26 protein-coding genes are annotated in these 25,800 nt (G+C 46.9%); 13 read left to right on the plus strand and 13 right to left on the minus strand.

All coding sequences use genetic code 11. The annotated features are described in order from the left end of the window. Nucleotides 1–219: 219 nt before the first annotated feature. The 5 genes from MUN34_RS13200 (at nucleotide 220) to MUN34_RS13220 (ending at nucleotide 6,233) form a co-directional block, all read left to right on the plus strand. Entirely contained in the window at nucleotides 220–1,875 is a 1,656-nt protein-coding gene (locus tag MUN34_RS13200) for a PTS transporter subunit IIBC (RefSeq protein WP_026827147.1), read from the plus strand. Nucleotides 1,876–1,959: 84 nt separating this feature from the next. Then, the gene (locus tag MUN34_RS13205) at nucleotides 1,960–2,763 is read left to right on the plus strand and encodes an endonuclease/exonuclease/phosphatase family protein (protein WP_026827146.1); all 804 of its coding nucleotides are present in this window, start codon (nucleotides 1,960–1,962) and stop codon (nucleotides 2,761–2,763) included. A gap of 175 nt (nucleotides 2,764–2,938) precedes the next feature. Continuing rightward, nucleotides 2,939–4,351, plus strand: a complete 1,413-nt coding sequence (locus tag MUN34_RS13210) for a sucrose-specific PTS transporter subunit IIBC (RefSeq protein WP_247858033.1) — start codon at nucleotides 2,939–2,941, stop codon at nucleotides 4,349–4,351. Nucleotides 4,352–4,459: 108 nt separating this feature from the next. Then, nucleotides 4,460–5,311, plus strand: coding sequence for a PRD domain-containing protein (locus MUN34_RS13215; protein ID WP_348772919.1), 852 nt, complete (start codon nucleotides 4,460–4,462; stop codon nucleotides 5,309–5,311). After that, entirely contained in the window at nucleotides 5,298–6,233 is a 936-nt protein-coding gene (locus MUN34_RS13220; RefSeq protein WP_026827143.1) for a carbohydrate kinase family protein, read from the plus strand. Before MUN34_RS13215 ends, MUN34_RS13220 begins: the two co-directional genes overlap by 14 nt. Before the next feature lie 77 nt (nucleotides 6,234–6,310). On the opposite strand, the gene MUN34_RS13225 is transcribed toward MUN34_RS13220, so the two are convergent. Continuing rightward, on the minus strand, nucleotides 6,311–7,006 hold the full coding sequence (locus MUN34_RS13225; RefSeq protein WP_247858034.1) for an alpha/beta hydrolase: 696 nt from the start codon (nucleotides 7,004–7,006) through the stop codon (nucleotides 6,311–6,313). 159 nt (nucleotides 7,007–7,165) lie between these two features. On the opposite strand from MUN34_RS13225, the gene MUN34_RS13230 reads away from it, so the two are divergent. Continuing rightward, a complete protein-coding gene (locus MUN34_RS13230; RefSeq protein ID WP_026827141.1) occupies nucleotides 7,166–8,437 on the plus strand; it encodes a purine/pyrimidine permease in 1,272 nt (423 codons plus the stop codon). Nucleotides 8,438–8,500: 63 nt separating this feature from the next. Here the strand turns inward: MUN34_RS13230 and MUN34_RS13235 are convergent, their stop codons facing one another. The 4 genes from MUN34_RS13235 to MUN34_RS13250 all read right to left on the minus strand — a co-directional run bounded on the left by MUN34_RS13235 (nucleotide 8,501) and on the right by MUN34_RS13250 (nucleotide 12,419). After that, on the minus strand, nucleotides 8,501–9,994 hold the full coding sequence (locus MUN34_RS13235; protein ID WP_247858035.1) for a peptide MFS transporter: 1,494 nt from the start codon (nucleotides 9,992–9,994) through the stop codon (nucleotides 8,501–8,503). A gap of 237 nt (nucleotides 9,995–10,231) precedes the next feature. After that, on the minus strand, nucleotides 10,232–10,867 hold the full coding sequence (locus MUN34_RS13240) for an NAD(P)H-binding protein (RefSeq protein ID WP_034769584.1): 636 nt from the start codon (nucleotides 10,865–10,867) through the stop codon (nucleotides 10,232–10,234). Further along, nucleotides 10,867–12,075, minus strand: coding sequence for a glutathionylspermidine synthase family protein (locus MUN34_RS13245; RefSeq protein ID WP_247858036.1), 1,209 nt, complete (start codon nucleotides 12,073–12,075; stop codon nucleotides 10,867–10,869). Before MUN34_RS13245 ends, MUN34_RS13240 begins: the two co-directional genes overlap by 1 nt. Before the next feature lie 14 nt (nucleotides 12,076–12,089). Next, nucleotides 12,090–12,419 carry a hypothetical protein gene (locus MUN34_RS13250; RefSeq protein ID WP_026827137.1) on the minus strand — a complete coding sequence of 110 codons (330 nt, stop codon included), beginning with the start codon at nucleotides 12,417–12,419 and terminating at the stop codon, nucleotides 12,090–12,092. Nucleotides 12,420–12,561: 142 nt separating this feature from the next. Between MUN34_RS13250 and MUN34_RS13255 the strand changes: the two genes are divergently transcribed. The 4 genes from MUN34_RS13255 (at nucleotide 12,562) to MUN34_RS13270 (ending at nucleotide 15,801) form a co-directional block, all read left to right on the plus strand. Then, on the plus strand, nucleotides 12,562–13,008 hold the full coding sequence (locus MUN34_RS13255; protein ID WP_026827136.1) for a hypothetical protein: 447 nt from the start codon (nucleotides 12,562–12,564) through the stop codon (nucleotides 13,006–13,008). Between the two features lie 86 nt (nucleotides 13,009–13,094). Continuing rightward, the gene (locus tag MUN34_RS13260) at nucleotides 13,095–13,268 is read left to right on the plus strand and encodes a hypothetical protein (RefSeq protein WP_012371785.1); all 174 of its coding nucleotides are present in this window, start codon (nucleotides 13,095–13,097) and stop codon (nucleotides 13,266–13,268) included. Between the two features lie 27 nt (nucleotides 13,269–13,295). Then, nucleotides 13,296–14,852 (plus strand): ABC-F family ATP-binding cassette domain-containing protein, encoded by a 1,557-nt coding sequence (locus MUN34_RS13265; protein WP_012371786.1) that lies wholly within the window; start codon nucleotides 13,296–13,298, stop codon nucleotides 14,850–14,852. Between the two features lie 163 nt (nucleotides 14,853–15,015). Next, nucleotides 15,016–15,801: an alpha/beta hydrolase family protein gene (locus tag MUN34_RS13270; protein WP_247858037.1), complete on the plus strand. Its 786-nt coding sequence runs from the start codon at nucleotides 15,016–15,018 to the stop codon at nucleotides 15,799–15,801. 13 nt (nucleotides 15,802–15,814) lie between these two features. Here the strand turns inward: MUN34_RS13270 and MUN34_RS13275 are convergent, their stop codons facing one another. Genes MUN34_RS13275 through MUN34_RS13285 form a run of 3 tightly spaced genes read right to left on the minus strand, consistent with a single transcriptional unit; the run spans nucleotide 15,815 to nucleotide 17,593 of the window. Then, nucleotides 15,815–16,390 (minus strand): ferric reductase-like transmembrane domain-containing protein, encoded by a 576-nt coding sequence (locus tag MUN34_RS13275; protein WP_026827134.1) that lies wholly within the window; start codon nucleotides 16,388–16,390, stop codon nucleotides 15,815–15,817. Then, the gene (locus MUN34_RS13280; protein WP_026827133.1) at nucleotides 16,378–17,268 is read right to left on the minus strand and encodes an FAD:protein FMN transferase; all 891 of its coding nucleotides are present in this window, start codon (nucleotides 17,266–17,268) and stop codon (nucleotides 16,378–16,380) included. Before MUN34_RS13280 ends, MUN34_RS13275 begins: the two co-directional genes overlap by 13 nt. A 13-nt stretch (nucleotides 17,269–17,281) precedes the next feature. Further along, nucleotides 17,282–17,593 (minus strand): hypothetical protein, encoded by a 312-nt coding sequence (locus MUN34_RS13285; RefSeq protein ID WP_247858038.1) that lies wholly within the window; start codon nucleotides 17,591–17,593, stop codon nucleotides 17,282–17,284. A 110-nt stretch (nucleotides 17,594–17,703) separates the two neighbouring features. Between MUN34_RS13285 and MUN34_RS13290 the strand changes: the two genes are divergently transcribed. The 3 genes from MUN34_RS13290 to MUN34_RS13300 all read left to right on the plus strand — a co-directional run bounded on the left by MUN34_RS13290 (nucleotide 17,704) and on the right by MUN34_RS13300 (nucleotide 20,035). Next, entirely contained in the window at nucleotides 17,704–18,381 is a 678-nt protein-coding gene (locus tag MUN34_RS13290; RefSeq protein WP_026827131.1) for a response regulator transcription factor, read from the plus strand. Further along, nucleotides 18,374–19,546, plus strand: a complete 1,173-nt coding sequence (locus tag MUN34_RS13295; protein ID WP_247858039.1) for a sensor histidine kinase — start codon at nucleotides 18,374–18,376, stop codon at nucleotides 19,544–19,546. The genes MUN34_RS13290 and MUN34_RS13295 overlap by 8 nt, the downstream gene beginning before the upstream one ends. 75 nt (nucleotides 19,547–19,621) lie before the next feature. Then, nucleotides 19,622–20,035: a DUF2231 domain-containing protein gene (locus tag MUN34_RS13300; RefSeq protein ID WP_026827129.1), complete on the plus strand. Its 414-nt coding sequence runs from the start codon at nucleotides 19,622–19,624 to the stop codon at nucleotides 20,033–20,035. Nucleotides 20,036–20,095: 60 nt separating this feature from the next. Here MUN34_RS13300 and MUN34_RS13305 read toward each other — a convergent pair whose 3' ends face one another. From MUN34_RS13305 to MUN34_RS13325, 5 genes are all read right to left on the minus strand, one after another. Then, complete coding sequence (locus MUN34_RS13305; protein WP_012371794.1) at nucleotides 20,096–21,328, minus strand: DEAD/DEAH box helicase; 1,233 nt, start codon at nucleotides 21,326–21,328, stop codon at nucleotides 20,096–20,098. A gap of 102 nt (nucleotides 21,329–21,430) precedes the next feature. Then, nucleotides 21,431–21,730 (minus strand): DUF3817 domain-containing protein, encoded by a 300-nt coding sequence (locus tag MUN34_RS13310; protein ID WP_247858040.1) that lies wholly within the window; start codon nucleotides 21,728–21,730, stop codon nucleotides 21,431–21,433. A gap of 77 nt (nucleotides 21,731–21,807) precedes the next feature. Further along, nucleotides 21,808–22,773, minus strand: a complete 966-nt coding sequence (locus tag MUN34_RS13315; protein ID WP_247858041.1) for a ring-cleaving dioxygenase — start codon at nucleotides 22,771–22,773, stop codon at nucleotides 21,808–21,810. A 126-nt stretch (nucleotides 22,774–22,899) separates the two neighbouring features. Further along, nucleotides 22,900–23,100, minus strand: coding sequence for a cold-shock protein (locus tag MUN34_RS13320; protein ID WP_012371797.1), 201 nt, complete (start codon nucleotides 23,098–23,100; stop codon nucleotides 22,900–22,902). A 263-nt stretch (nucleotides 23,101–23,363) separates the two neighbouring features. Further along, the gene (locus tag MUN34_RS13325; protein ID WP_247858042.1) at nucleotides 23,364–25,748 is read right to left on the minus strand and encodes an immune inhibitor A domain-containing protein; all 2,385 of its coding nucleotides are present in this window, start codon (nucleotides 25,746–25,748) and stop codon (nucleotides 23,364–23,366) included. Nucleotides 25,749–25,800 lie beyond the last annotated feature (52 nt).

Here is a 25,800-nt window from a genome sequence, read left to right on the forward strand (position 1 = left end):
TACCTTTAATCCTGTTAATTTATTCCCGAATTTCACTTTTCAACACTTCTTCTCTTCATACTATTTACTAACTAAAATATAATTTCAAAAAAATCATAAAAAAGAACTAGCTTTTTAAAAAGTTATCGCTTACAATTTTAAGTGCAAGCGGTTGCATTAATCGCTTACATTTTTTGCACTAATTACACAGATAACAGATACATAGAGGAGTGAGACCACATGAAAAACAAAATTTCATTTGATTTCTGGCAAAAGCTAGGAAAAGCGTTAATGGTAGTCATCGCAGTCATGCCAGCTGCCGGAATCATGATCTCGATCGGGAAGTTGATCGGAATGTACGGTGGTGACATCGTGTTTATGCAAACGGTTGCAAGAATCGTTGAAGATTTAGGTTGGGCCATTATTACTAACCTCCATGTCTTGTTCGCTGTTGCGATCGGTGGATCGTGGGCAAAAGAACGGGCCGGCGGAGCATTTGCAGCCTTACTTGCATTTATTTTAGTCAACCGTGTTACCGGTGCCATCTTTGGTGTCAATTCGACGATGCTTGCTGATCCAAAAGCAACCGTCACATCTTTACTTGGTTCTGATTTAATCGTGAAAGATTATTTCACTTCTGTCCTTGGTGCTCCGGCGCTCAACATGGGCGTATTCGTCGGAATCATTTCCGGTTTCCTTGGAGCCGTACTCTTCAACAAATTTTATAACTTCAGCAAGTTGCCTGATGCACTTGCGTTCTTTAACGGTAAACGGTTTGTACCATTCGTCGTCATCGGTGGATCCGTTGTTGCCGCGTTCGTTTTATCACTCGTTTGGCCGTTCGTTCAAGGATTGCTGAATGACTTCGGACGCTGGATCGCGACGTCACGCGATACGGCACCAATCCTTGCTCCATTTGTTTACGGAACACTGGAACGTCTGCTCTTACCGTTTGGTCTTCACCACATGTTGACGGTTCCGATGAACTATACGGAACTCGGTGGAACGTATAAAATCTTAACGGGTGCGGCGCAAGGTTCAACTGTCGCAGGTCAAGATCCATTATGGCTCGCTTGGATTACCGATCTCGTCAACTTAAAACAAGCAGGTAACACACAAGGGTACAACGATTTAATCAACAGCGTCGTCCCGGCACGTTTCAAAGAAGGACAAGTCGTCACTTCCCTGGCTTCTTTAATCGGTGTCGCTGTTGCCATGTACATGTCGGTTGATGAAGACAAAAAGAAAGCGTATAAACCGGTCTTCTTATCTGCTGGTCTCGCTGTTTTCTTAACGGGTGTTACAGAGCCGATCGAATTCATGTTCATGTTCATCGCGCCTGTCCTTTACGTCGTCTACGCTGTCTTAACAGGTGTTGCCTTTGCGCTAGCTGACATCATGCATCTCCGGATCCATGCGTTCGGAGCCATTGAATTGCTGACACGGATTCCGCTGATTGCAAAAGCGGGACTGATCGGTGACTTAATCCGCTTCATCGGTGTATGTGTCTTCTTCTTCTTCTTGAACTTCTTTACATTCCGTTTTGTTATTAAAAAGTTCAATTATGCCACACCGGGCCGTAACGGAAACTACTTGGATGATGTCGTCGTTTCAGACAATGCTCAAGCTACGAACGAAGCGGCTGCAACAACCGATCAATCACAAGCATCAAAAATCATCGGGTTACTTGGTGGTCAAGCGAACATCGAAGAAGTCGATGCTTGTATGACACGTTTACGCGTCACGGTTAAAGATCCAAGTCTTGTCGCACCGGAATCTGATTGGAAATCCAATGGTGCACTTGGATTAATCCTAAAAAATAATGGCGTGCAAGCCATTTACGGTCCTAAAGCGGATGTCTTGAAATCAGATATCCAAGATCGAATCGGCGCATAAACCAAATGGATTAGGGTAAATAAGAAAAGGTGAAGCTCATCATGAGTTTCACCTTTCTTTATTGAAAATCAGGAGGAACAGCAGATGCGACTACTTACGTTAAATTGCCACTCATGGCAGGAAGAACAACAACTTGATAAATTAAATCAAATCGTCACGCACATCATCCAGCAGGATTATGATGTAATCGCTTTACAGGAAGTGAGTCAGCTGATGGATACACCGATCCTCTATGACAATATCCGTGAAGATAATTTTGTCTACTTGATTCAACAAGCATTGCGTAAACAAGGTCTCGACTATTCGTTCGTCTGGGATTTTTCGCATATCGGGTATGATGCCTACGAAGAAGGTCTTGCTCTCTTGACCAAACATCCGATCATCAAATCTGATTCCTATTACATCAGCCGGAGTCAGGATACGATGGACTGGAAATCCCGAAAAATCGTCCGGGCGACGATTGATGTCAATGGAACACACATCACGTTCAACTCCTGTCATCTCGGATGGTGGGAAGATGCGGAGGAACCGTTCAGTGAACAATTTAATCACTTGATTGCACGGATGGATCCACTCGAATGGACACTGTTCCTCGGCGACTTCAACAATGATGCTTTAGAACGCGGAACAGGTTATGACTACATGGTGCAACGCGGACTTCACGACGTCTTTTTGTTGGCACAGGAAACCGTCGGTGTCGAGACGGTCGAAGGAAAAATTGATGGTTGGGAAGAAAATCAACACGGCTTGCGTCTCGACCTTGTCTTATCGAACCGAAAAATTGATGTCGATCGTGTTGGTGTCGTGTTTGACGGTGTCTTGGCACCGGTCGTCTCCGATCACTTTGGCGTCGAGGTTGATATTTCCATTCAAAAAGAACCGATTTAACTGTTGACAACGCTTTCTTTTCTCATTATGATGAGGGCAACAAGTAAATAGTGCGGATTGTGACAGTACGGCTGGCAAGACCGATTCAACACCTCGTTCGTGAAGGTGTTGTTCGGTCTTGCCTTTTTTTGTGACTTGTTGCCATCGCACGCCTTTCCTAAAGGAGGAAACCAAGATGGATTACAAACAAACCGCAACACGTGTTCTCGAACTCGTCGGAGGCCGGGAAAACATCATCACAGCCGCCCATTGTGCGACGCGCCTGCGTCTCGTTTTACACGATGAATCCAAAGTCAATCAAGCGGCACTCGAAGATTTGGATGGTGTCAGCGGTGCCTTCTCAAGTTCTGGTCAGTACCAAATTATCTTCGGAACGGGAACGGTTAATAAAGTTTTTGCTGAATTCGCACCACTCGCTGGTGTGAAGCTCGACGGAGAAGAACCGCTCGATGTCAAAAAAGCAGCTTCTCAAAAACTGAATCCCTTTGCCCGTCTCGCACGTTCCCTGTCCAACGTGTTCGTACCACTGATTCCGGCCATCGTTGCTGCCGGTCTGTTAATGGGACTGCTCGGAATGATCAAGGCATTCGGCTGGGTCAGCGGCGATTCACCCATCGTCCAGTTGCTCGATATGTTCTCGTCCTCTGCCTTCATCATCTTACCGATCTTGATCGGTTTCTCAGCAGCACGCGAGTTCGGCGCCAATCCGTACCTCGGTGCCGTCATCGGTGGCATCATGACCCATCCGTCATTGTTAAATCCGTGGACACTCGGAAACAGTGAACCGGAAGTGATGCATTTCCTTGGGATGAACATTGAATTGATCGGCTATCAAGGAACGGTCTTCCCGGTCCTCCTGACGGTTTGGGTCATGGCTAAAATCGAACAACAAGTCCGCAAACGGACACCGGAAACACTGGATCTCCTCGTCACACCGTTCGTGACGATTCTCGTGACTGGATTCCTCGCGCTGATCGTCATCGGTCCGATCGGAACGTTGCTCGGTAAAGGAATCTCATTTGTCCTCGTCTTCTTCTATGAGCAATTCTCGGTCGTCGCCGGTCTCCTGTTCGGCGGTCTGTACTCGACAATCGTCATTACGGGGATGCACCACAGCTTCCATGCGATTGAAGCAGGACTCCTTGCCGACAAGAGTATCGGTAAAAACTTCTTGCTCCCGATCTGGTCGATGGCGAACGTCGCCCAGGGCGGAGCAGGTCTTGCCGTTTACTTCATGACGAAAAACGTTAAACTCAAAGCACTCGCTCTCCCATCTGCCTTCTCTGCTTTCCTCGGAATTACGGAACCGGTCATCTACGGGGTGAATCTTCGACTCGGTAAACCATTTATCGGAGGAGCGATTGGCGGCGCGATCGGCGGCGGATACGTCGTCTTGACACAAGTCGCAGCGAACGCTTACGGATTGACGGGAATTCCGATGATTGCCATCGTTGCGCCGCTCGGTGCTTCCAACTTGATCAACTATCTTGTTGGTTTTGCGATTGCTGTCGCAACGGCTTTTGTCGCAACGGTCGTCTTGATGCGTCTCGATGCACGAAAACAAAAGCAGACGGACTTGGCTGCTTAATTAAAAGATGCGACCCCTTGAGAATCCTCTTCGGGTCGCATTTGTCAGTTTTCCTAGATCGACGATAACCCGTATAATGTAAGTAGAAAGGAGGTAGTCAGACTGATTATTCATAAAGTACTCAACAACAACGCCATCGTCACAAAAGAACAAGGTCAGGAACGGATCATTATGGGACCGGGCATTGCTTTTGGTAAGAAAAAGAAGGATCCCGTTGATCCGACGAAAATCGAAAAAATGTTCATCCCGTCTTTTGAGAATGCCGAACAGTTCAAGGAAATCCTGACGACGACTCCACTCGATATCATCGATTTATCGGAGCAGATCATTTCTTATGCAGAAGGCGAACTGAAAACACCTTTTCATGACTACATTCATGTCAGTCTGACCGATCACCTCGCCCACGCGGTCCGACTTGCCCGGGAACAACTGGTCGTCCACAATCGGTTGGCGGAAGAAATCCGGTTACTGTATACAGCGGAATATCAGATTGGGGAATGGGCAGTCGCCCATATCGAACAAAAGTTGACCGTTTCATTACCGAAAGAAGAAGCTGCGAACATCGCCCTTCACCTGTACAATGCACGGCAACGGCATCCCAACATGGCAACAGCCCTGCAGACGGCTACGTTACTAAATGAGTTGCGTGAACAAATTGAAGTCTTTTTTGGTCAGACGATTGAAACAACATCGATGACCTATTACCGGTTCTTCACCCATATGAAACTCGTCTTAGCCCGGATCGAACAAGGACAAACGTTACATGATATGGATGATGTCATCTTATCCGCCGTTCAAACCCGTTATACGGATGCCTTCCGTTGTGCGGAAAACATGGCAGACTGGCTGGAACAAGAATTACAGACAACCGTTCCTCTGTCGGAAGTCGGCTATATGGCCCTTCATGTGGAACGAATCCGCCCCGATTTCGAAAGGAGTAATTCGCATGAAAATTTATAGTCTCGGAGAAGCACTGATCGATTTAATTCCACTCGATGCCGATAATGTAACGTTCCAAAAAAATCCCGGTGGCGCACCGGCAAATGTAGCCGTCGGTCTGGCGCGTCTTGGAGCAGACAGTTATTTTTTAGGATCTGTCGGCGATGATTCAATGGGACACTTCCTTAAAGATACGTTGCATCATTATGGCGTTAAAACAGATCATATCGTTTTTGATCCAACGCATAAAACCGGTCTTGTCCTCGTCACAAACGCAGCGAATGGTGAACGGTCATTTGAGTTCATTAACAGCTATCGTGCGGATATGAGTTTTCATGAAAAAGATATTCCAGCTTCACTCGCAGACGCGGACCTCTTGCACATCGGATCGATCTCATTAATTTCCGGAGATGCGGTCGAAGCGACCCGACGGGCGATTGAAGTTGCGAAAGCGCATGACGTACCCATCTCTTACGACCCGAATTTACGCGAGTCGTTGTGGTCTGATTTAGATGCCGCTCGTTCAACGATTCGTTCCGTCTTACCGGATGCTCAAATCGTGAAACTGGCGGAGGAAGAACTGACCTTTTTAACAGGACAGACGAATCTGGATGAAGGAGCTGCCGAGCTGCTCGCAGAATATCCGATTCGTTTGCTGGCTGTAACACGTGGGGCAGAAGGTTCTCTCATTTATACCGACCGTTCGATGGCAGAGATTCAAGCGATTTCTGTTGATGCGATTGATACGACGGGAGCAGGTGACGCCTTCATGTCCGGTCTTCTGCATCAATGTGCCATCCGCTCGTTTTCGTTCGACTGGGATGAAGAAGAATTACAGGACATCGGTCGATTTGCTGCGATTTCCGGAGGGTTAGCCGCCTCGGTTAAAGGCGCGATGGTCGCCTTACCGACGCTTGACGAGGTCTCTCGAAGATTAACGTAACCGTGACGGAAACACGATATTTCAAGCAACATCAAACCCGCTCCCCTGTCCGGTCTGACAGAAGAGCGGGTCTTTTTTTACTGTGCCGATACGAATTCCTGGATCACCTTCAACGTTTCATCCTGTTGTTCTTTTGGTGTCAATGGACTTTCGTTGTCGCCTTTTTGTTTTCCATACATTCCGAAGTTTGCATGATTTCCATCTTTGATCAAATGAAATACCGCATCGGAACGGACATTCTGTTTGCTGTCCTCAATATCCTCGACTGGTAAAACGCCGTCCCGTCCACCGTAGACGGTTAGCGACGGGATGGCGATTGCATCGATTGGATATGAGGCTAAGAAAATCATACCTTTGATTTTTGGACTGTCTTCCAAAATTGTTGAAGCTGCACTTCCGCCTAACGAGTGACCAATTAAATACCACTGCTTGATTTTTGGATGCTCTTCGATGATCGATAATCCCTTTTTAGAGTCAAGCAGCGCAATATTAAACGGCAGTTTCGGCAAGGCGACGTAATATCCTTCTTTCGCTAATTGATGACCGAGATAACTGTAGGCGCCTGGATTCACTTTTGCCCCTTGATAAAAAATGAAGCCTGTGTCACTCGTGTCGTCTCCGAATTGATAACCTTGTCCGACCGGTTCACCGAGATACTGTTTTGCTTCCTTTGTTGGATTGTAATCAAATTGAGCCCAAATCATGAATGCTGCAACTAAGATACCCACTAGAATCAGCAAACTGACACTTATTCGTTTTAACCATCTTTTCATGTTCATCCCTCCTCTTTTATGATACCCAATGTAGTGTGCAAAATCACATATGAAAGCATTGTTTTGAATTTTCAGTTAATGTAAGCGTATCTATCTCTTTTTCAATATTTGGTTTAAGATTAAAAAAGCATCCGTTATTCGAAAGGGGAATCATTTGTTTTGCCACGTACTGTTGTCTCCACGATTCAGTGGTTTTTGTTTATTATTTGTACTAACATTGCCCCGCCACTCGCGATTGCCGCCTCATTTGAACTATCAAGTGCAGATACCCTCGCCTTTTTATCCCGTTGTTTATTCGTTTTTGCGATTTTAAGTCTTATTCAAGTGTTATTCGGTCACCGTCTGCCAATCATGGAAGGTCCTGCCGGTATTTGGTGGGGCGTGTTCGCGCTTTACTCTTCTATCGGGATCACCTTGTACGGCAGTTACTCAAACACGTTACAGTCGCTTGGTTTTCTTCTCATCTTAAGTGGGATCATCTGTATCATTCTTACCTTGACCGGGGTACTACGCCGACTCGTGCCCCTGTTCACACCACAAGTCATCGGTGTTTATATGTTGCTGTTATCGGCTCAGTTATCCGGTTCGGTCATGAAAGGGTTGCTCAATATCGAAGACGGAAAGATTCAGGTGCTTCCTGCCGTTATTTCTGTCTTAACCGTCATCATCTCACTTTATTTAGAACGGAGCGATCGGTTGCGTCAGTATGCCTTATTGATTACGTTGCTCATCGGTTGGAGCATGTTTGCTTTGATTGGTCGTGCCGAAATGCCGACATTCGACGGTCCATTCTTCACCTTCCCTGATTTGATGCCGTTTGGCGGCATTCAGCTCGACTGGAGCCTGCTCCCGACAGCCCTGATCATCTCGTTGCTGCTGATGACAAACGTCTTGGCGAACATCAAAGTCATTGAACGTATCATCAGTGCGAAACGTGGTGAACAAGTGAAGGGACAAGTCGCGACAGCCGGCGTCACAGCCGGAATCGGGCAAATTTTCGCGGGGATGTTCGGAACGGTTGGTCCCGTTGCAATTTCTGGAACAGCCGGCTTCATCGCTTCGACGGACAATACGGACCGGAAAGCCTTTGCGATCGCTAACGTCATTTGCCTGTTCCTCAGCGTCGTCACTCCATTCGTCGGACTGATTGCCAAGATTCCGGTCGCTGTCGGATACGCGATGGTTGCTCCGATCGTTGCCGGGATGGCGATTATCGGGGTCACGGAAGCTTCCAGGGAGTTAAACCGGCAGACTGCGATGATTACAGTCGGATTGCCGGTTCTCGTCGGAATCGGTGCCCTGCTTCTTCCGAAAGGCGCCACTTCTGATTTACCTCCACTCGTCACGACATTGATGTCGAACGGTCTTGTCCTTGGAACACTCGTCGCCTTGCTTGCTGAATCACTGCGTCATATCCGAACGAATGATTAAAAAAAGACAGCTGATCTTGGAATGTATGCATCCAAGCCGGCTGTCTTTTTTCGTGGCATCTTCTTAACGAATACCCCGCATATATTTTTGAAGTTTTGGTGCGAAAGCGAACAGGATAACCCCAAGAATGATGGCAACAAGTCCTGTAATTCCGAAGTATGCCACTTCGGTATCTGCTCCGTAATATTTTACGATTTGAGCATTGACGGCTTGTCCGGTCGCATTCGTCAAGAACCACAAACTCATCGTCTGTGCCGAGAAGGCAGCCGGTGCCAATTTCGTCGTTGCCGATAATCCGACCGGTGATAAGAACAACTCACCGATAACAACGAGGAAGAAGCTGAGCGCAAGCCAAAGCGGACTGACCGTCGTATCCGTTCCGAACAACAAGCCCGGTAACATCATGACGATAAATGACAATCCGGCAAATACTAAACCAAACGAAAACTTCTGCATTGTTGTTGGTTGACGATCACCGAGTTTCACCCAAAAGCTTGCAAATACAGGTGCCAAGACGATGATAAACAGTGGGTTCAGGGACTGGAAGAAGGCCGGTTCCAGACCAAAGCCGAGGAACGAAAGATTTGTCCGTTCATCTGCAAAAATCGAAAGAACATATGAACCCTGTTCTTGAATCGCCCAGAATACTGCCGCCGCAATGAAGAGCGGAATATACGCAAGCAGACGCGACCGTTCATCATCCGTAATTTTTGGACTCCGCAACATGAAGGTGAAGTAAGCAATCGGAATCAAGATTCCGAGGAACGTGACCATAAGCGTGAAGCGGCTGATTGTCAATAATCCTGTCATTGATGCAATCGTTCCAAGAACTGCAAGCACGATAACGACAACGGCTGCGATCGTAAAGAATCGTTTCCGTTCATTTCCTACAAGCGGGTTCAAGACATATGTTCCCGCTTGTCCCAAGTTCTTTTTCTTCGTCAAGACGAAGACGATCAGACCTAAGAACATTCCGATTGCAGCGAGTGCAAAACCAGCGTGATATCCTGCTGAGTCCGACACTTTACCAACAATCAACGGGGCCAGGAAGGCACCGGCATTGATTCCCATGTAGAAGATACTGAATCCAGCGTCACGGCGGTTATCCGTTTTGCTGTACAGATCACCGACGATATTCGAAACGTTTGGTTTCAAGAATCCTGTTCCGATGACGATCAATCCCATTGAGATAAACAATGCCGTGATTCCGGCCGGTAACGCAAGGACGATATGTCCGAGCATGATAAGCACTCCACCATAGAAAACGGTCCGGGAAGTACCGAGCAGTCGGTCAGCGACCCAACCACCGATGATACCGGACATGTAAACGAGTGAACCGTATACTGCCATGATTGATGCAGCAGTCGGCTTGTCGATTCCAAGACCACCGTTAGCAACTGAATCATACATGTAGAAGATGAGGATGGCACGCATCCCGTAGTAGGAGAATCGCTCCCAAAACTCAGTAAAGAATAACGTGAACAGTCCTTTTGGATTTCCGAAGAATCCTTTTTGCGGAACAGTCTTGTAGACCTGATCGCGATCAAACTCTGCCATATGAACGGCTCCTTTCGTCTACCTTCGATATGTGCACATTGTCCAATCTTTTTCCCGCTTTCCCCAAACGATAAGCATGAACGAACCAATTGAACGCAAATACACTGTTTTGCCTGAATTGTCTCACTTCTTTTTTTGTTTATGAGACAGCACTATATCATTCAACCGTAAATCATTTGATGAGTCAAATATTAATTTCTGGACACAAAAAAAGAGTGATACGAAAAATCCGCTCACTCATGTCTGCATCTCTTTTGATTCAACAATCGTTACTCCCGGCGGTTCATGCAACGTATGGTGAATCATCGCCTGTGCGACCTTCGCCGCTTCAATCGGTGCGTACGGGCTGCGTCGCAACAATGGACGCAACACGGTCGATACCCGGGCCGCCGCCTGTTCGCCGAACCGGAATTCATCCCGTTCGCCTAATAATAATGAAGGTCGGAAAATAAGTAAGGCATCGTAACCGAGTACACGTAATCCATTTTCCGCATCCCCTTTGACACGGTTATAAAATGTTTTCGCGTTCGGGTGGGCGCCGAGTGCTGAAATCAGAGCAAATCGAGTGGCCCCCAGATCAAGCAATTCTCGTCCCACCTCGATTGGATATGTGTAATCTACGAGACGAAACGCTTCTTGCGATCCGGCCTGTTTAATCGTTGTCCCTAGTGCACAGTAAACATGATCCACTTCCGGTAATTCGATTTCCGTCACATGATCAAAATCAATCACCCATTCTTCGAGTTTTTGATGAAATCGATTCATCGGACGACGTACGAGAACATGTACTTCTTGATACTCATCATGCGCCAATAGTTGATCGACCAGTTCTTGCCCCACTAAACCGGTTGCTCCTAAAATAGCTGCTTTCATCATCCATCCTCCTCTTGATTTTCACGTTGTCCGATCGGTAAGAAATAAGATCGATTCCCCGTGATCCGTTCACCTGCCCGCACCCCGACAGCACTTGGTCGCCCGCCAAGAACAAACACACCAAACATATATGCGACTTCTGTTTCATTTTCTAATGACCACATCGGTAATTCCTGATAACGTTGATACACGGCCGACTGATTGCTGAATGAACGTTGTTCGTTGCTGAACAGGACATTCCCGTCCCCTTGATGGACAGTGACCGTATCCCCTTCTCGTCCAAAGATCGGTTTTTCGACGAAAGCTTGATTCTGACGTAAAAACGGCTCCGGACTCAAATAGGTCGGCAAGAAGTACTGAGCAATGACCTCATGATCGTGCTCGGTCAAATAAGGATGGTCTGTTTCATGTAAAAGCCAAATCAATGCCAAGACCGACTTTGCCTGCATCAGGAAGGCGGACGGTGGATTGATGATTTCAAGCAACCCCATCTCGACGAGCTGAAGCAACAAGCGTCCCAGTTCTTTTCCGTCTTCATCGCGATCGAGTAATGCCATCTCAATCGGAAACGTCTGCCGGTACAGAATGTCGATTCGCCGTCCCTGTTGGTCATACAATCCATCTTCTGCCCGTATCTCCAGTTCGTCAAGAGGACAGTATGTAGCACCGGCAACAAATTGTTGCAGATACTCTGTCGTCCACCGGTCTTCGATGTTGTCTCCATGTGAAGTGAAGACGACGTGCGGCTGATCGTGACGGATCCGATGGCTTGCCGCCTTCACCGCACGATCCACGCTGTCCGCCAACTGTTTCGCTTGTCCGTCATTAAATGGCCCAAAACCCACTTTTCGCGCAATCCGGTCGTTGACTTCAAACGATTCCTTAATAAACGTCGGCGTATCCGCGTTCCATTCCATGACCGATATCCGTTTGTCTGTGACAATGAAATCAAAGCGGCTGATGACTGATAAAGGACGCATCGTCTGTAACCGTAAAAACGGTAAAGATGCCTTCGGAAAACCGAGTTCAATCAATCCGTCGTCATCCATCGTCCAAAGAATCGGAATCACTTTTTCAAAGATGGTATACGCTTCTCGTGCCGCTGTCCGCAATGCTTGAATGGTCTCTTTCGAAACGGGCATTACTTCCGCCAAGGCGTAAATTTCGCCATCCAGTACATCCCAAAAAGCGTCGATGTCCCCGTACAATTCCTGTCGCGTCCTCATCCGCCGAAGAAGCCGGACGATGATCCCGTCCCAAATCCTTTTGTCTTGCTATTATAACTTTTGACATCCTTTGATCGGGGTGTGTATCCTTTCGTTCGCATTGCACTATGCATCAAGGCGCGCGAAGCAAAGTAACTTCCTCCCCAGTAAAAGAACCCGGAGTGCGTCGAGCTTGAATCATCACAATACCAAACACCCTCATCATTATCATATTCATAATCATCACAATCCGGATCATCCGGACGTTCCGCCTTTGCATTGTCCGATCCACATCCGCTGAGCGTCGTTCCGATCAACAACGTAGCTGCAAGTGTCGCCTGCTTCATCCAACTCACATCGCATACCCCTTTCGTCACAATTTGTTATTCTAAGTATACGCTTTTTCCACCAAAAAAGTTTCTAAGTCGTTCCGGAACTTTTTTTGTTAAGGCCAGTAGAATAACGAAGAAGACTTGAGGAGGAAATCAAATGTCACTCGCCTATTATGTCGAAGATCAAAATGAATTCAAATCCATCTATCAATACAGCCGCTTTGCCATTGAACCGGATGAAATCATTGCGCATCAACTCTGCGAATTTCATATCATCGAAGGTCACTTGTATGAGTTGCGCTCCAATGAAATGGATGGTGAATACGACCAGTTAATCGTCGATCATGTCGAAGCCTCCCCCCGTGATCCGGCGGACCGTGTTTATCCGCCGCACCAAATTCATCTCGAATTCCGACGCTTCCAAGAAAGTGCTTCACATCCGGTCATCAAGACGGTGACCGTCCCGAATCATATCCAGGCCATGCGCTTTTTGGTTAAGGATAAACTGAGCGTACCCGATCACGGCGTATTCGAAAGAGATAGTTGTGAAGTCGATTTAGACCGAAATTGTTACGTGATTTATTTAGGTGAAGAAATCATTTAATGAAAGAATTAAGTATAGTTCGTTTTCAAGACACGTTTTTTTTGGCATACTAGAGGATAAGAACGAATTAATCGAGGTGAACACACATGAGCGAACAGCCAAAAAAATTGTCTCTTCAAGAAGCAATGATTGAACAATTAAAAGCAAAAAAACAGTCACAGACAAAACGTCCGACCGGTTTGCGCGGAACAGAAACAAAACAAATGACAAGCCAAAAAACGAAAAAAACGAACAACCAGAAAAAACGGACAGGCGTCTAATTGAATTCGTGAAATAAGGGAGTAACTATGAGTATTTTAACGGTATCAAACTTAAGCCATGGTTTTGGCGATCGTGCGATTTTCGAAGATGTCTCGTTTCGTCTGTTAAAAGGGGAACACATCGGTCTCGTCGGAGCAAACGGTGAGGGTAAATCGACGTTCATGAACATCATTACTTCACAGCTCGAACCAGACGAAGGTAAAGTCGAATGGGCGAAACATGTCCGCGTCGGCTACCTGGATCAGCATGCTGTTCTTTCCAAAGGACTCACGATTCGTGATGCCTTAAAAGGAGCGTTCCAATACTTGTTCGACATCGAGCAGGAGATCAATGATTTGTATACAAAAATGGGCGAAGTCGAACCAGACGAACTCGAAAAAATGTTAGAAGAAGTCGGAGTCTTACAAGACATCTTGACGAACAATGATTTTTATACGATTGATGCGAAAGTCGAAGAAATTGCACGCGGTCTAGGTCTTGATGAGATCGGTCTCGATCGTGATGTCCAGGAACTCAGCGGCGGTCAGCGGACAAAAATCCTGCTCGCGAAACTATTGCTTGAAAAACCAGACATCCTGTTACTCGATGAGCCGACCAACTATCTTGATGTCCAGCACATCGAATGGTTGAAACGTTACCTCAATGATTATGAAAATGCGTTCATTTTGATTTCACACGACATTCCATTCTTGAACAGTGTCATCAACTTGATTTACCATATGGAAAACCAAGGACTCAATCGTTACGTCGGTGATTACGACAATTTCTTGACTGTCCATGAGGCGAAGAAGAAGCAACATGAGTCAGCCTTTAAACGTCAACAGCAGGAAATTTCCGAGCTGAAAGACTTCGTCGCCCGAAATAAGGCCCGTGTCTCGACACGTAACATGGCGATGTCCCGTCAGAAGAAACTCGATAAGATGGATGTCATCGAACTCGCGCAGGAACGTCCGAAACCTGAGTTTCATTTCCAGACAGCCCGGACACCAAGTAAGTTGATGTTTGAAGCGAAAGGACTTGTCATCGGATACGATGAGCCACTTTCCCGTCCGCTTGACTTGATGATTGAGCGCGGTCAAAAAATCGCCTTACACGGGGCAAATGGTATCGGGAAGTCGACGTTACTCAAAAGTCTGCTTGGTGAGATTCCTTCGGTTTCCGGTACAGTCGAACGCGGGGAAAATCTTCACATCGGCTACTTCGAACAGGAAATTAAAGAAAAAAATTCGAACACGTGTATTGAAGAGATCTGGGGTACGTTCCCTTCTCTGACACAGCAACAGGTTCGGGCGATGCTCGCGAAATGTGGTCTGATGACAAAACACATCGAATCGAAAATCGAAGTCCTCAGTGGTGGGGAAAAGGCGAAAGTCCGCCTTTGTAAATTGATGAATACGGAATCCAACATTCTGGTTCTCGATGAGCCGACCAATCACTTGGACGTCGAAGCAAAAGAAGAGCTCAAGCGTGCGTTACAGGAATATAAAGGAACAGTTCTGTTGATCTCACATGAACCTGAATTTTATGAAGCCGTCGCAACGGATTTATGGAATTGTGAATCGTGGACGACAAAAGTGTTCTAAAGGTAAACACCATCTGACGGAAGGCGGAACTCGATTTTACATCGAGTCCTGCGTTCCGTCTTTTTTGTGCTTTCATTTAATTCATAGACTTAATCATTGCCTTGTTCATCGATTTGCATCAAACTAAATGGCAGATACAACTTTTTCTGAAGGAGTGGATGTCATGGAAACCATCACTAAAAAAGCCAACTTATCATTACTCGAACTCCCGAGCGGTGGAGACGAGTCTTTATTTTGCCGTCTCTACTCTCCTGCACTCACCGCTCCTGCCCCACTCATCGTCCTGTTTCACGGATTCCCCGGGAAACAATTGAACATGGACTGGGCTGTTCAATTACAAGATCTCGGCTTCCACGTCCTTGTGACGTCTTACCGCGGAACGATTGGCAGTCCGGGAGCATTCCGTTTCCAACATGTCCTTGAAGATGCGACTGCCATCATGCAACATGTCGTTTCTCCCGCCTTTACGCAAGCACACGACATCTCAGCCGATCAAATTTCAATCGTCGGCCACAGTATGGGCGGCTTTGCCGGACTTCATGCGTTCGTCGATGTTCCGGACATTGCCCATTACATCGGCATTTCTCCATTCAACTTCGGTTTGATCGGTCAACTTGTACTCGATTATCCGGAACACGAAGAAGCGTTACAGGGTGTGTTGAGTCGTGGGGCCAAGTTCCTGTCGCATACGGATGGCGACACGTTGCTAGACGAATTAAAACAACATCATGCGAAGTGGAATCTGTTGTCACTGAAAGAACAACTCGATACACGTTCAGCCCTGCTGGTCACGTCAGAACGGGATGAAACGTCCATCAAATCGCTTCATCATGACTTACTTCAGGATGCCAGTGCCTTTGAACAAATCATTGTGGACAGTGACCACAACTATATCGAAAATCGGGAAGCTGCCTTCCAGGCCTGGACAATGTGGTTAAAACAACATTAAAAAGCAAGCATCCTCATTTCACCAGTGAGGATGCTTGCTTTTTAGGTGTTGCTGTTTTTGGACGAACCTGCATCCGGTACAAAATCAGCGTGAACAGCGTTAATGTGGAACAGGCGTACCAAATGGTCGTGAAGAGTGTTCCTGTATCCGTTCCGATGAAGATTCCGTGGAGCGTCATCAAAAGCCAGGCGGGCAGGACAAGCCAGTGCGTTAATTTCCATAACGTTTTTCCGAGCGTCTCTTTCAAGAAATCAGAAGTGACTAAGACGAAACCAAACAGATAAAGACTGATTGTTCCAAAGGCGTTCCAAAGCGGCTCATACGATGCTGTTCCCGGAATCAGGATTTCAAGTAAACTCAGAGGGGCATACGTATCGACGATGATCAATGTCGCATGCAGCACAATCGCGAGTAAACCGGCCCAGCCACTGTACAGATGAATATTATGCAGACGGGCCTTTTGTTTTTTCAATGCCGGGAATGAACCGAGTAGACCGGCTAACACCGATAATGTCAAAAAGAAATGTCCGGTCAGTCCGCTCAAGCGAATCATCGTCCATGTTGAGAATAACCACTTCATCCAGTCCATATGGCTTGCCCTCCCTTCTCTTCCGCGACCATTTTTCCTGATTCATCCATCAACAGCAGCCGTCCGTTCGGAAACCACTTGAACAGTTTGTCCTGCCGTTCGGCTTCTGTCATCTGAAACGCGAGTTTCGTCATCACTTCTGCTTCATAGAGTTGTGGAGCGGACGCCGTGATTTGGACGAACCGGCTTTCAATTGGACGCCCTGTCTTGCCGCTTAACAAATGATGATTTATTTTTCCGCCGACTTTCCAGGAGCGATACATCCGGCTCGAGGTCGCGACAGCCCCTTGTCGTAACCGGACTTCTGCGATTGCAGTTTCCGTCTCGGGATCCGTGATGGCAATTTTCCAAGGCTCGTCATCAGACCAGACGATGACGTCCCCGCCCGCCTCAATCAACCCGCGTGACTGATTCTTCCGTAAACGTTGGGCAACCATCATCGCAGCCGCTCCTTTACCGATTCCGCCTAAGTCAATCGTTCCTCCCCCAATCCGGGTCACTTCGCATCCTTCGACTAAAAACGGACTGATTTCAGGCGGCAGTACCGTTTCTGATTCAACGGCCTGGCGGAAGGGAAATGATCGGTCGTACCCGTTTGCACGTTGCTGATCGAGTAAGAAGGGCGAAAAGTAATGTTCGGTCTGCTCAAAATAACGAATCGCCCGTTGCAACAAGCGGGCAAGCGGCAACGACACGGTTAACGTCTGACCGATCAACAATTGATTCAACTGACTGACTTCGCTTGAAGAACGAAACCGCGACCACTGCCGGTCGACATATTGGAAGAATTGTTCGATTTCCTGCCATTCTTTCTCTTCAATCATTTGGTTCGTGATAAAACGGATGCTATTATGCATCGAATATAATTTCCGCTCCATTTCGTCTCACCTCCTATTTCGAATGACTGGACTGCCCATCACTTCCGCCAGTCGGTTGATTAAATCCAGAGGAATCGTTACTTTGCCATCCCTCATCCTCATCATCGTAATAGTGTTCACCTTCATCATCCGACTCTCCCCATTCATCATCATCACCTGTAGACGGTTGACTCGGAATCGTCGTCTCGTTTGAATAAGAATCTCCTGTATTGATCGTGTTCGCCGGCTGATCATTTGAAGCAACACTTAATTGTCCGATGGCAAGACCTAAAAAGACACTGCTGCTTAGACCAACAATCCACTTTGCAAACGGTTTTGGCTTCACATTTTTCCTCTCCTCTCGTTTCCTGTTATCTTTACTGTATCGATAAAAACTGACAACTAGCTGATGACAACTGTGGGATAATAAGAAAAAACAAAACGGGAGGAACAAAGATGCGGATTTTGATTGCAGAGGATGACAAGCGGCTTGCGAAAATGTTGCGACTCCATTTGGAACGTGCCGGCTATCAGGTCGACGTTGCCCATGACGGTCTTGAAGCCATCGAACAATGCCAAACCTTTCGTTACGATTTAGTCGTTCTCGATTGGATGATGCCTCATAAAAGCGGGATTGAAGTGGCGACTGAATTGCGCGGGGAACGCTTCGAAGGCGGGATCCTGATGTTAACAGCCCGTGATACGGAAATCGATTTGGTACACGGACTCGACAGCGGCGCCGATGATTATCTCGTGAAACCCTTTCAGGCAAACGAACTGTTAGCACGCCTCCGCGCCCTGAGCCGGCGTCAGAAAAAAGCATTTGTCTCCATCGTGTCGTATCAAGAACTCGAACTTGATATTACGACCCAAACGATTTCTTATGCCGGTCAGTTACTTGAGCTGACGCGCCGTGAATTCGAATTTCTCTCGCTGTTGCTTCGTCGTCCCGAACAGGTCATGGGACGAGAGCTGATCATTGAAGTCGTCTGGGGAATCGGAGCAGATATCACCGATAATGCCCTCGATGCACTCGTCCGGCTCGTCCGGAAAAAGCTCGATGCTGCCGGTGCACCGGCTTTGATTCAAACCGTCCGCGGATTCGGTTACCGGCTCGGAGGTCCTCATGCTTGAAACCATTCGAAAACGGTTGACGTTACTGTTCAGTGGAACGTTTTTACTGTTGTTGATTCTGATTTTAGTCGGGGTGTACTTTACGACAGCCCGGCTGCTCGATCAAACGGAACTGAACCAATTAAAGTCGGTCTCCGACCGTGATCTGTTTGAACGGATTGAACATGGAGAAGACCGGCTAATCCGCAATCCAATCTATTTTCAAATCATGAATTCGGACGGATCGATCCGCTATAAGTCGCTTCCTGACGACTTATCGAACAAGACCATCCAACGATTCATTAAATCGGACGCGGAGACCACGAAAATCGAGCTCGAAGATCGGCATTATCTCCTTTATCAACGGGAAAATGATGAACAGGGAATGATTCTCCTGATGAAAGATATCTCCGCCACACAAGATACACTGCAACGATTGATTGCCATGTTAGCCGGTATCACGATTCTGTCGACCCTCGTCTTGATGGGACTCAGCTATGTATTAGCCGGTCGTTCAGTCGTTCCGGTCCAACAAGCTTTTGACCGGCAGCGTCGGTTTACATCAGATGCTTCCCATGAACTAAGGACTCCGCTGACGATTTTATACAGTGGAATCGAGTTACTCGAGACCGAACCGCTCAGCACGGAAGGAAAAACGATCTTAGCCGATTTGAAGGCAGAAACGGCATCGATGCAGTATTTAGTCTCTGATTTACTGTTATTGGCTCGGGAAGGTCAACCCGGATCCATGCGTCCCGTCGATTTAAGTACACTCGTCACGCAGACTTCTGAACGGTTTAAACATACGTTAGTCGATCGGGCATTGTCTTTAACCGTCACACCACATCTGTTGATCAAGGGAGACCCAAACCAATTGATCCGTCTGTTGACGATTTTTTTAGAAAATGCCGTTGCTTACAGTGATGACGATATCGAAGTTCAACTGCAGCAAACGTCAACCCATGTTCAACTGACCATTGCCGATCACGGAATCGGCATTCCATCCGAAAATCACGATAAGATATTTGAGCGGTTTTTCCGTGGTGACCATTCCCGTCATGGCACCGGAACCGGGCTCGGGCTCGCCATCGCCAAATCCATTGCCGATGCTCACGGCGCTACCATCTTTGTTGAGTCAACATCCGAAACAGGAACACAGTTCATGATTCTTTTTCCAATTTCTTGATTCCCGTCAGCTAACTGTCAGATAACCCGGGTAAAGTAGCAGTATGTTCTTATTACTTATCAAGGAGGTTATCTTATGTTAGGTGGCGTACCACTTCATCCCCTGCTCGTTCACGCACCGATCGCTCTTTTACTGTTCGCAACACTCTTATTACTGTTTAGTTTAAAATGGGTCCAGTTAAAACTATTTGTTCTCATCACGTTATTTGCCGGCCTGTTGTCCGGCGTCGCCGCTTACTTATCCGGTGACGGAGCAGAAGAATATGCAGAAACCAACCTCAGCAGTGCGACGCACGCGGCCATCTCGAATCATGAAAATTTCGCTTTGTTCAGCCTCGTCGCCTTTGGTATCGCTTTCGTTCTCCTGTTACTTGGCTACCGTTCGAACAAAAAAACGATGCTCATGTTGAGCCTGCTCGTCGCTGTCGTCGGAAGCGGTTTACTCGCTTATACCGGTCATCTCGGCGGACAGATGGTTTACGCCAAATAAAAAATCCCCTTTCCTCCAAACGATCCATGGAGAAAAGGGGATTTTCACTTACTTACTTACTTATTTATGATGATCACGGCCTGGACGGCGGTTGCTCGAGCGGCGTGTATTGCCGCGACCTTCCGCCGGTTTTTTCGTGCCTTTACTTTGATCGTGCTGCGCACGGATCATTTCATCCGAAAGTTCGACAACGATTGGTGTCACTTCGACACCAAGTTCCCGCTCCATATCACGGAAGCTGCGGCCGTCACGTGGTGTGACGATCGAGATGGCCACGCCGTCGTTTCCGGCACGACCTGTCCGACCAATCCGGTGGACATAACTTTCCGCATCGTCCGGTAAATCGTAGTTGAAGACGTGTGTGACACCTGTCACGTCAAGACCACGTGATGCGACGTCGGTTGCAATCAGGAATGGAGTTTTTCCTTGATAGAACTTCGCCATCGCCTTTTCACGTTTCCCTTGCGTCAAACCACCATGCAATTCATCCGTCGGATACCCTTGCATCTGTAATTCTTCATTCAGTTTGCTGACACGACGCTGTGTCCGACAGAAGATGATCGCGGCATAGGGACGCATCTCGTCAAGCATCGTCCGAAGTGTCGCCTGTTTCCGACGATCCGTCGTCTCAACGACGAACTGTTCGATTGCATCGACGGTTACTTTTTCCGCTTCGACTTGGACTTCGATTGGATCGCGCAAATATGTTTTCGCGAGTTGTTCGACTTTTTCCGGCATCGTCGCTGATAACATGACGAACTGACGATCGACTGGTGCTGCTGCGATGATATCTTCGATTTCCGGTAAGAATCCGATTTGCAACATCTGATCCGCTTCATCTAAGACAAGCGTCTTCAATTCACTCAAATCAAGTGTTCCGCGACCGACGTGATCCAAAATCCGCCCCGGCGTCCCGATGATGATTTGTGGCATGCGGCCAAGACGTTGAATTTGTTTAAAGACATCCTGCCCGCCGTACACAGCAAGCGCACGAATATCTTCCATGTTCCGGATTAACTTGTGTGTTTCATCTGCAATCTGACGCGCGAGTTCACGTGTCGGTGCGACAATCAACGCTTGGACCGTTTTGCTTTCTAAATCGATTTGTTCGAGAATCGGCAGAAGAAACGCAAGTGTTTTCCCTGTACCGGTTTGCGCTTTTCCTATTAAATCACGACCGGCGAGCAAATGCGGAATCGCCTGCTCTTGAATCGGCGTTGGTTGTTTGATGCCTTGTTTTTGTAATTTCTTGACCCATTGTTCTTGAATGTGTAGTGCTTCAAATGTTGACATAGTATCCTCCTAAAAATTATCCACAGAAAAAAGCTGTGGATAACCTGCTTCGAATCGACAAAAACAGTTATCCACAGCCGTGCTTTTTCTATTATACACAATTTACGCGTTTGTTGCTTCCTGTTTTAACTTTCGATCGAGTACAAATGTCCCGAATGGAATGAACGAAGCAATAAAAACGATCCCTGCTTTGACAAACGACCAGCGGTATTTAAATTTAACGACAGCAAGCCATAACGCATACATGACGAACAAGACACCGTGCATGGCTCCGACGACGGAAACCGCTTCCGGAACACCTGCCATATACTTTAACGGCATGGCAATCAACAGTAAAACTAAAAATGAAATACCTTCTAAAATCGCAATCAATCGAAATTGACCTAACGTAGTTCCTAACATCCCGTCACTCCTTTTTTCTGGTTCCTGTCTTTAGTATACGGGACGCCCGTCAGTCTGTGACCTGTGTCACAGGATTGTCAGATTTCGAGTGGGCGAAGACGGGCTTCAATCTCTTGGCGCTTTGGCTCAAGGAACGGTGGAAGTGCCAATGTCTCGCCGAGCGTTTCGACCGATTCATCTGTCGCGAATCCCGGCGTATCCGTCGATAATTCAAACAGGATATGGTTTGGTTCGCGGAAATAGAGCGCTTGGAAATAATGGCGGTCAACTTTCCCTGAGTTTGGCAGACGATATTCTTTCAAACGTTTCACCCATAAATCATACTCTTCACTGTTCGGGACACGGAACGCTACATGGTGAACGCCGCCGCGACCGAGACGTTCCCGGTCGAGATCAGGACGGGCTTCGAGATGCACCTCTGCCCCGATTCCGCCTTGTCCTGTTGAATAGACGTCAATTTCAGCAAAATCACCGGCAAGTGATGGATAACTGCTGATTTTTTTAAAGCCGAGGAATTCCGTTAAGACAAGAGCCGTCGGTTCTGGATCATTGACGGTCAATGTCACGGCACCTAAGCCGACGATGGCATGTTCAGCCGGAATCTCATCGTGTTTCCATGGCACACCACCTGCGACACCTTGTTCCCCGTCTTCTGCGACAAGAATCAACCGGGTTCCTTCTTGATCACGAAACGCCAGCGTCTGACGCCCCGCCCGTTCGACAATCGCATCATGATCGACACCTTGTTGCGTAAAGCGCTCTACCCAAAACTGAAGGGATGCTGTCGTTTTGACGCGGAGGGATGTCGACGAGATGCTTGACGCACCCGGTACACCTGTCCCTAAATGAGGAATATCAAAAAAAGTCAGATCCGTTCCCGGATTCCCTTCTGCATCTCCATAAAACAGATGATACGATGTCGTATCGTCCTGATTGACCGTCTTTTTGATCAGACGCATGCCAAGAACCTGTGTATAAAATTGATAGTTACGTTCTGCCATCCCCGTTAAAATGGATACATGATGAATACCGAGTAATTCCATGTTTGCCACGTCCTTTTGTTTGTTTTTAATTTGTATCTTCAGTATATCCCACATATATCTTGAATTCAAGATATTAACTCATTAAAAAAATCGCCCTTTCGAAAAAGGACGATTGAAAAGTTAAGATTAAAGTTTTACGACGTTAGCAGCTTGTGCTCCACGTGCGCCTTCAGTGATTTCGAATTCAACTTCTTGACCTTCGTCAAGTGATTTGAAACCTTCACCAGTGATTGCTGAGAAATGTACGAATACGTCTTCTCCGCCTTCAACTTCGATGAAACCGAAACCTTTTTCTGCGTTAAACCATTTTACTTTACCTGTGTTCATGGGAACAACCTCCAAAAATAAATTACTTAATACATATGCCGCGCATATGAAAGAAATTCATTATTGTCCCGAAATACATGGAGCGACGAAAAGATTGTTCGTGACGCAATGTGAATCAGTAGTGACAATAACAATATTAAGCTAACGTCAGTATAAAATGATTGCGCTTTAAAAGTCAAGTTGTCTGACCAATAAATTTCCAATTGATTCCACTTTTCAAGCAAAAAAGCAGGTTCGGAATGATCCGAACCTGCTTCTGTTCATTAACGGTGGATCCAGACAGCTCCAGCAGAGTTATCTTTTGCTTCACCGATGACTTGAATTTTAAGACCGTTGTTCGGGAGGAGTTTTCCTGCATCCGGAATCAATTGATCGATATACGATTTAGAATCATCAAACTTCGTCACACCCGCAAGTCCTTTGTAATCGTAAAGACCACGTGATGGTGAGTCGATAAGCCATGCTGGTGCTTTATCGAAGCTGAAAGCTGCATCCGCGATTTGGTAACGTGTGCTCCCTGTAACAACCGGTTTCCCTTTAAGAGTTCCGACGATTGCTTCAGGATGCGAATCGACGACACCGAGGAATCCTTCACCCGGATGAACGCCAACCCAGTTGTCCGTGAAGCTGCTGTCGGCATACCAAACGACAAGACCTGTATTGTATTTCACGCCACGTGCATACTCAAGCGCTTTGTCTGAGCCTGCATAGTTCCGCCATTCGAGGTAGTATGCGTTGTCCGCATAGCTGAAACCGTCTGAAGCAATGAAACCATCCAATTTAAACTTCGGAGTACCTTCTGCATCGTCTTCAAAAACAACTTTTCCGTCAACTGTCAATTTAGCATTATCCAGTGCGAATCCGTCGAGGGCAAGACCGGCATCACCTGTGTAGTCGAACGTCAATGTGACCTTTTTACCGGCAAATTCACTGAGATCATATGATTTGTCGACCCATGCACCTTTTGAAGACTCGGCGCGTTGATCACCGTCCGTATCCTCATCACCGATAACGTCGATGACTTTCGAGACACCGTCAGCTGTTGCCGTGACTTTCAAGAAGTCATAATTGAATTCGACATCGAAGTACGCTTTGTAATCGAATTTTGCAGCTGTCGCAGCCGTCAAATCAAACTCTGGTGACGTCATTGACGTGTGAAGATCATTTCCTTTTGTGCTGTAGTAGTATTTTTTACCGAAAGCTGGAGCGATTCCTTTAACAGGCTTTTTCGGTAAGTTGACTTTAATGATTCCAGGATTTTTTGATTTCGTGACACTTTGATCGAGGTACGAAGCCGTTCCTGCTTTTGAAAGTGAATCGAAATCAACGTTCTGGATGTTTGCCCAGTTTCCGCCCATGACGTTCTGGAAGAATTCTTTGTTTTGTGGTGAGAAGCTTGTCGGCTCTGCTCCGGCAATATTCCCGTTCCAGCTACCGCCACTCATGATTGACCATGAAGCAACCGGCTCACCTTGTCCTGTATACTGTGTATCGTACTCATCCGGAAGTCCAAGATCGTGTCCGAATTCGTGAGCGAAGACGCCGACTGCACCGTCTTCCGGTTGAACCGTATAGTCGTAGGCTGCCATCTTGCCGCCCCAGTTTGTAGAGTTTGAAGTTGTATTCGCGACAGGATAAACACCATCGAGTGTCCAACGGTGCGACCAGATTGCATCGTCGCCGAGCGTTCCGCCGCCTGCTTCTTGTCCTGTTCCGGCATGAATGATCATCAAATGATCGACGAGACCGTCCGGCTCGTTCAAGTTGCCGTCACCGTCTAAGTCGTATTGATCGAACTGATCATACTCTGCCAGGTTAATACCGGATTTTACCGCTGCGTTTAATGAATCTTTAACAAGACCGCGTGGTCCTTTGGCACCCGGAAGGTTATCATTGCCGCCTTTCGGATTATCTGAACCGTAATCTTTTGCCGTACCCGGTACTGTCAACCAGTTCGACACTTTCCCATCGACAGAATAGCTGCCGCCGGATTGTTCTTCATAATATTGTTTGAACGTCTTGACCTTATCGCCGTTGAACAGTTCAAATTCTTTATCCCCGAACATCAAGTCTTGATAATGTTTTTGGTTGAAGTCCTTCGAATACATGTAGCCCGGTTCTTGGACGACGTTGTTATGCTTGAAGTCGCTGTATTCGACAAGCAAGACAAGTACTTTGTCTGTCCGGGTAGAACCGTTGTAGGCTGCTTGTTTGGCTTTATCGACTTTGACAAACCCATCTTTTTTACCTTTTTTGTAGTTATTGTGATTTTTAGCAAGTTGTTTCGCTAATTGATCTTTTTGTTTCGTTAAGAAATCTTTTGTTTTTTGATCAAATTTCGCTTCTTTTTCCGACTCATGATCATGATCCGCTTCCGGTTTCCCGTTCGCCTTTTTATCAAGATACTTTTGAACGGCTTTTTGTTTTTCAGCTGCAGATGCTGCTTTTGAGACGACCCCACGTTTTTCAAGCACTTTCAATAGACGTTCCTGATCAACCGTGTTTAAATCCATCGGCGCACCGGCTACCGTTTTTTCAGCAGCTTCAACAGATTTTACCTTCCCACCAGGTAAAACTGGACCAACGGCAAATGCTGCTGCCGTGATTCCGGATAAGACGGCTAAGCTAAGCTGTTTCTTTTTTCCCACGTGAACTGACCCCCTATGTAGTAGTGAAAAGCATGACTAAGATAACTTTTCT

This window comes from Exiguobacterium sp. 17-1 (assembly GCF_023096305.1).
GTDB lineage: Bacteria > Bacillota > Bacilli > Exiguobacteriales > Exiguobacteriaceae > Exiguobacterium_A > Exiguobacterium_A sibiricum_A.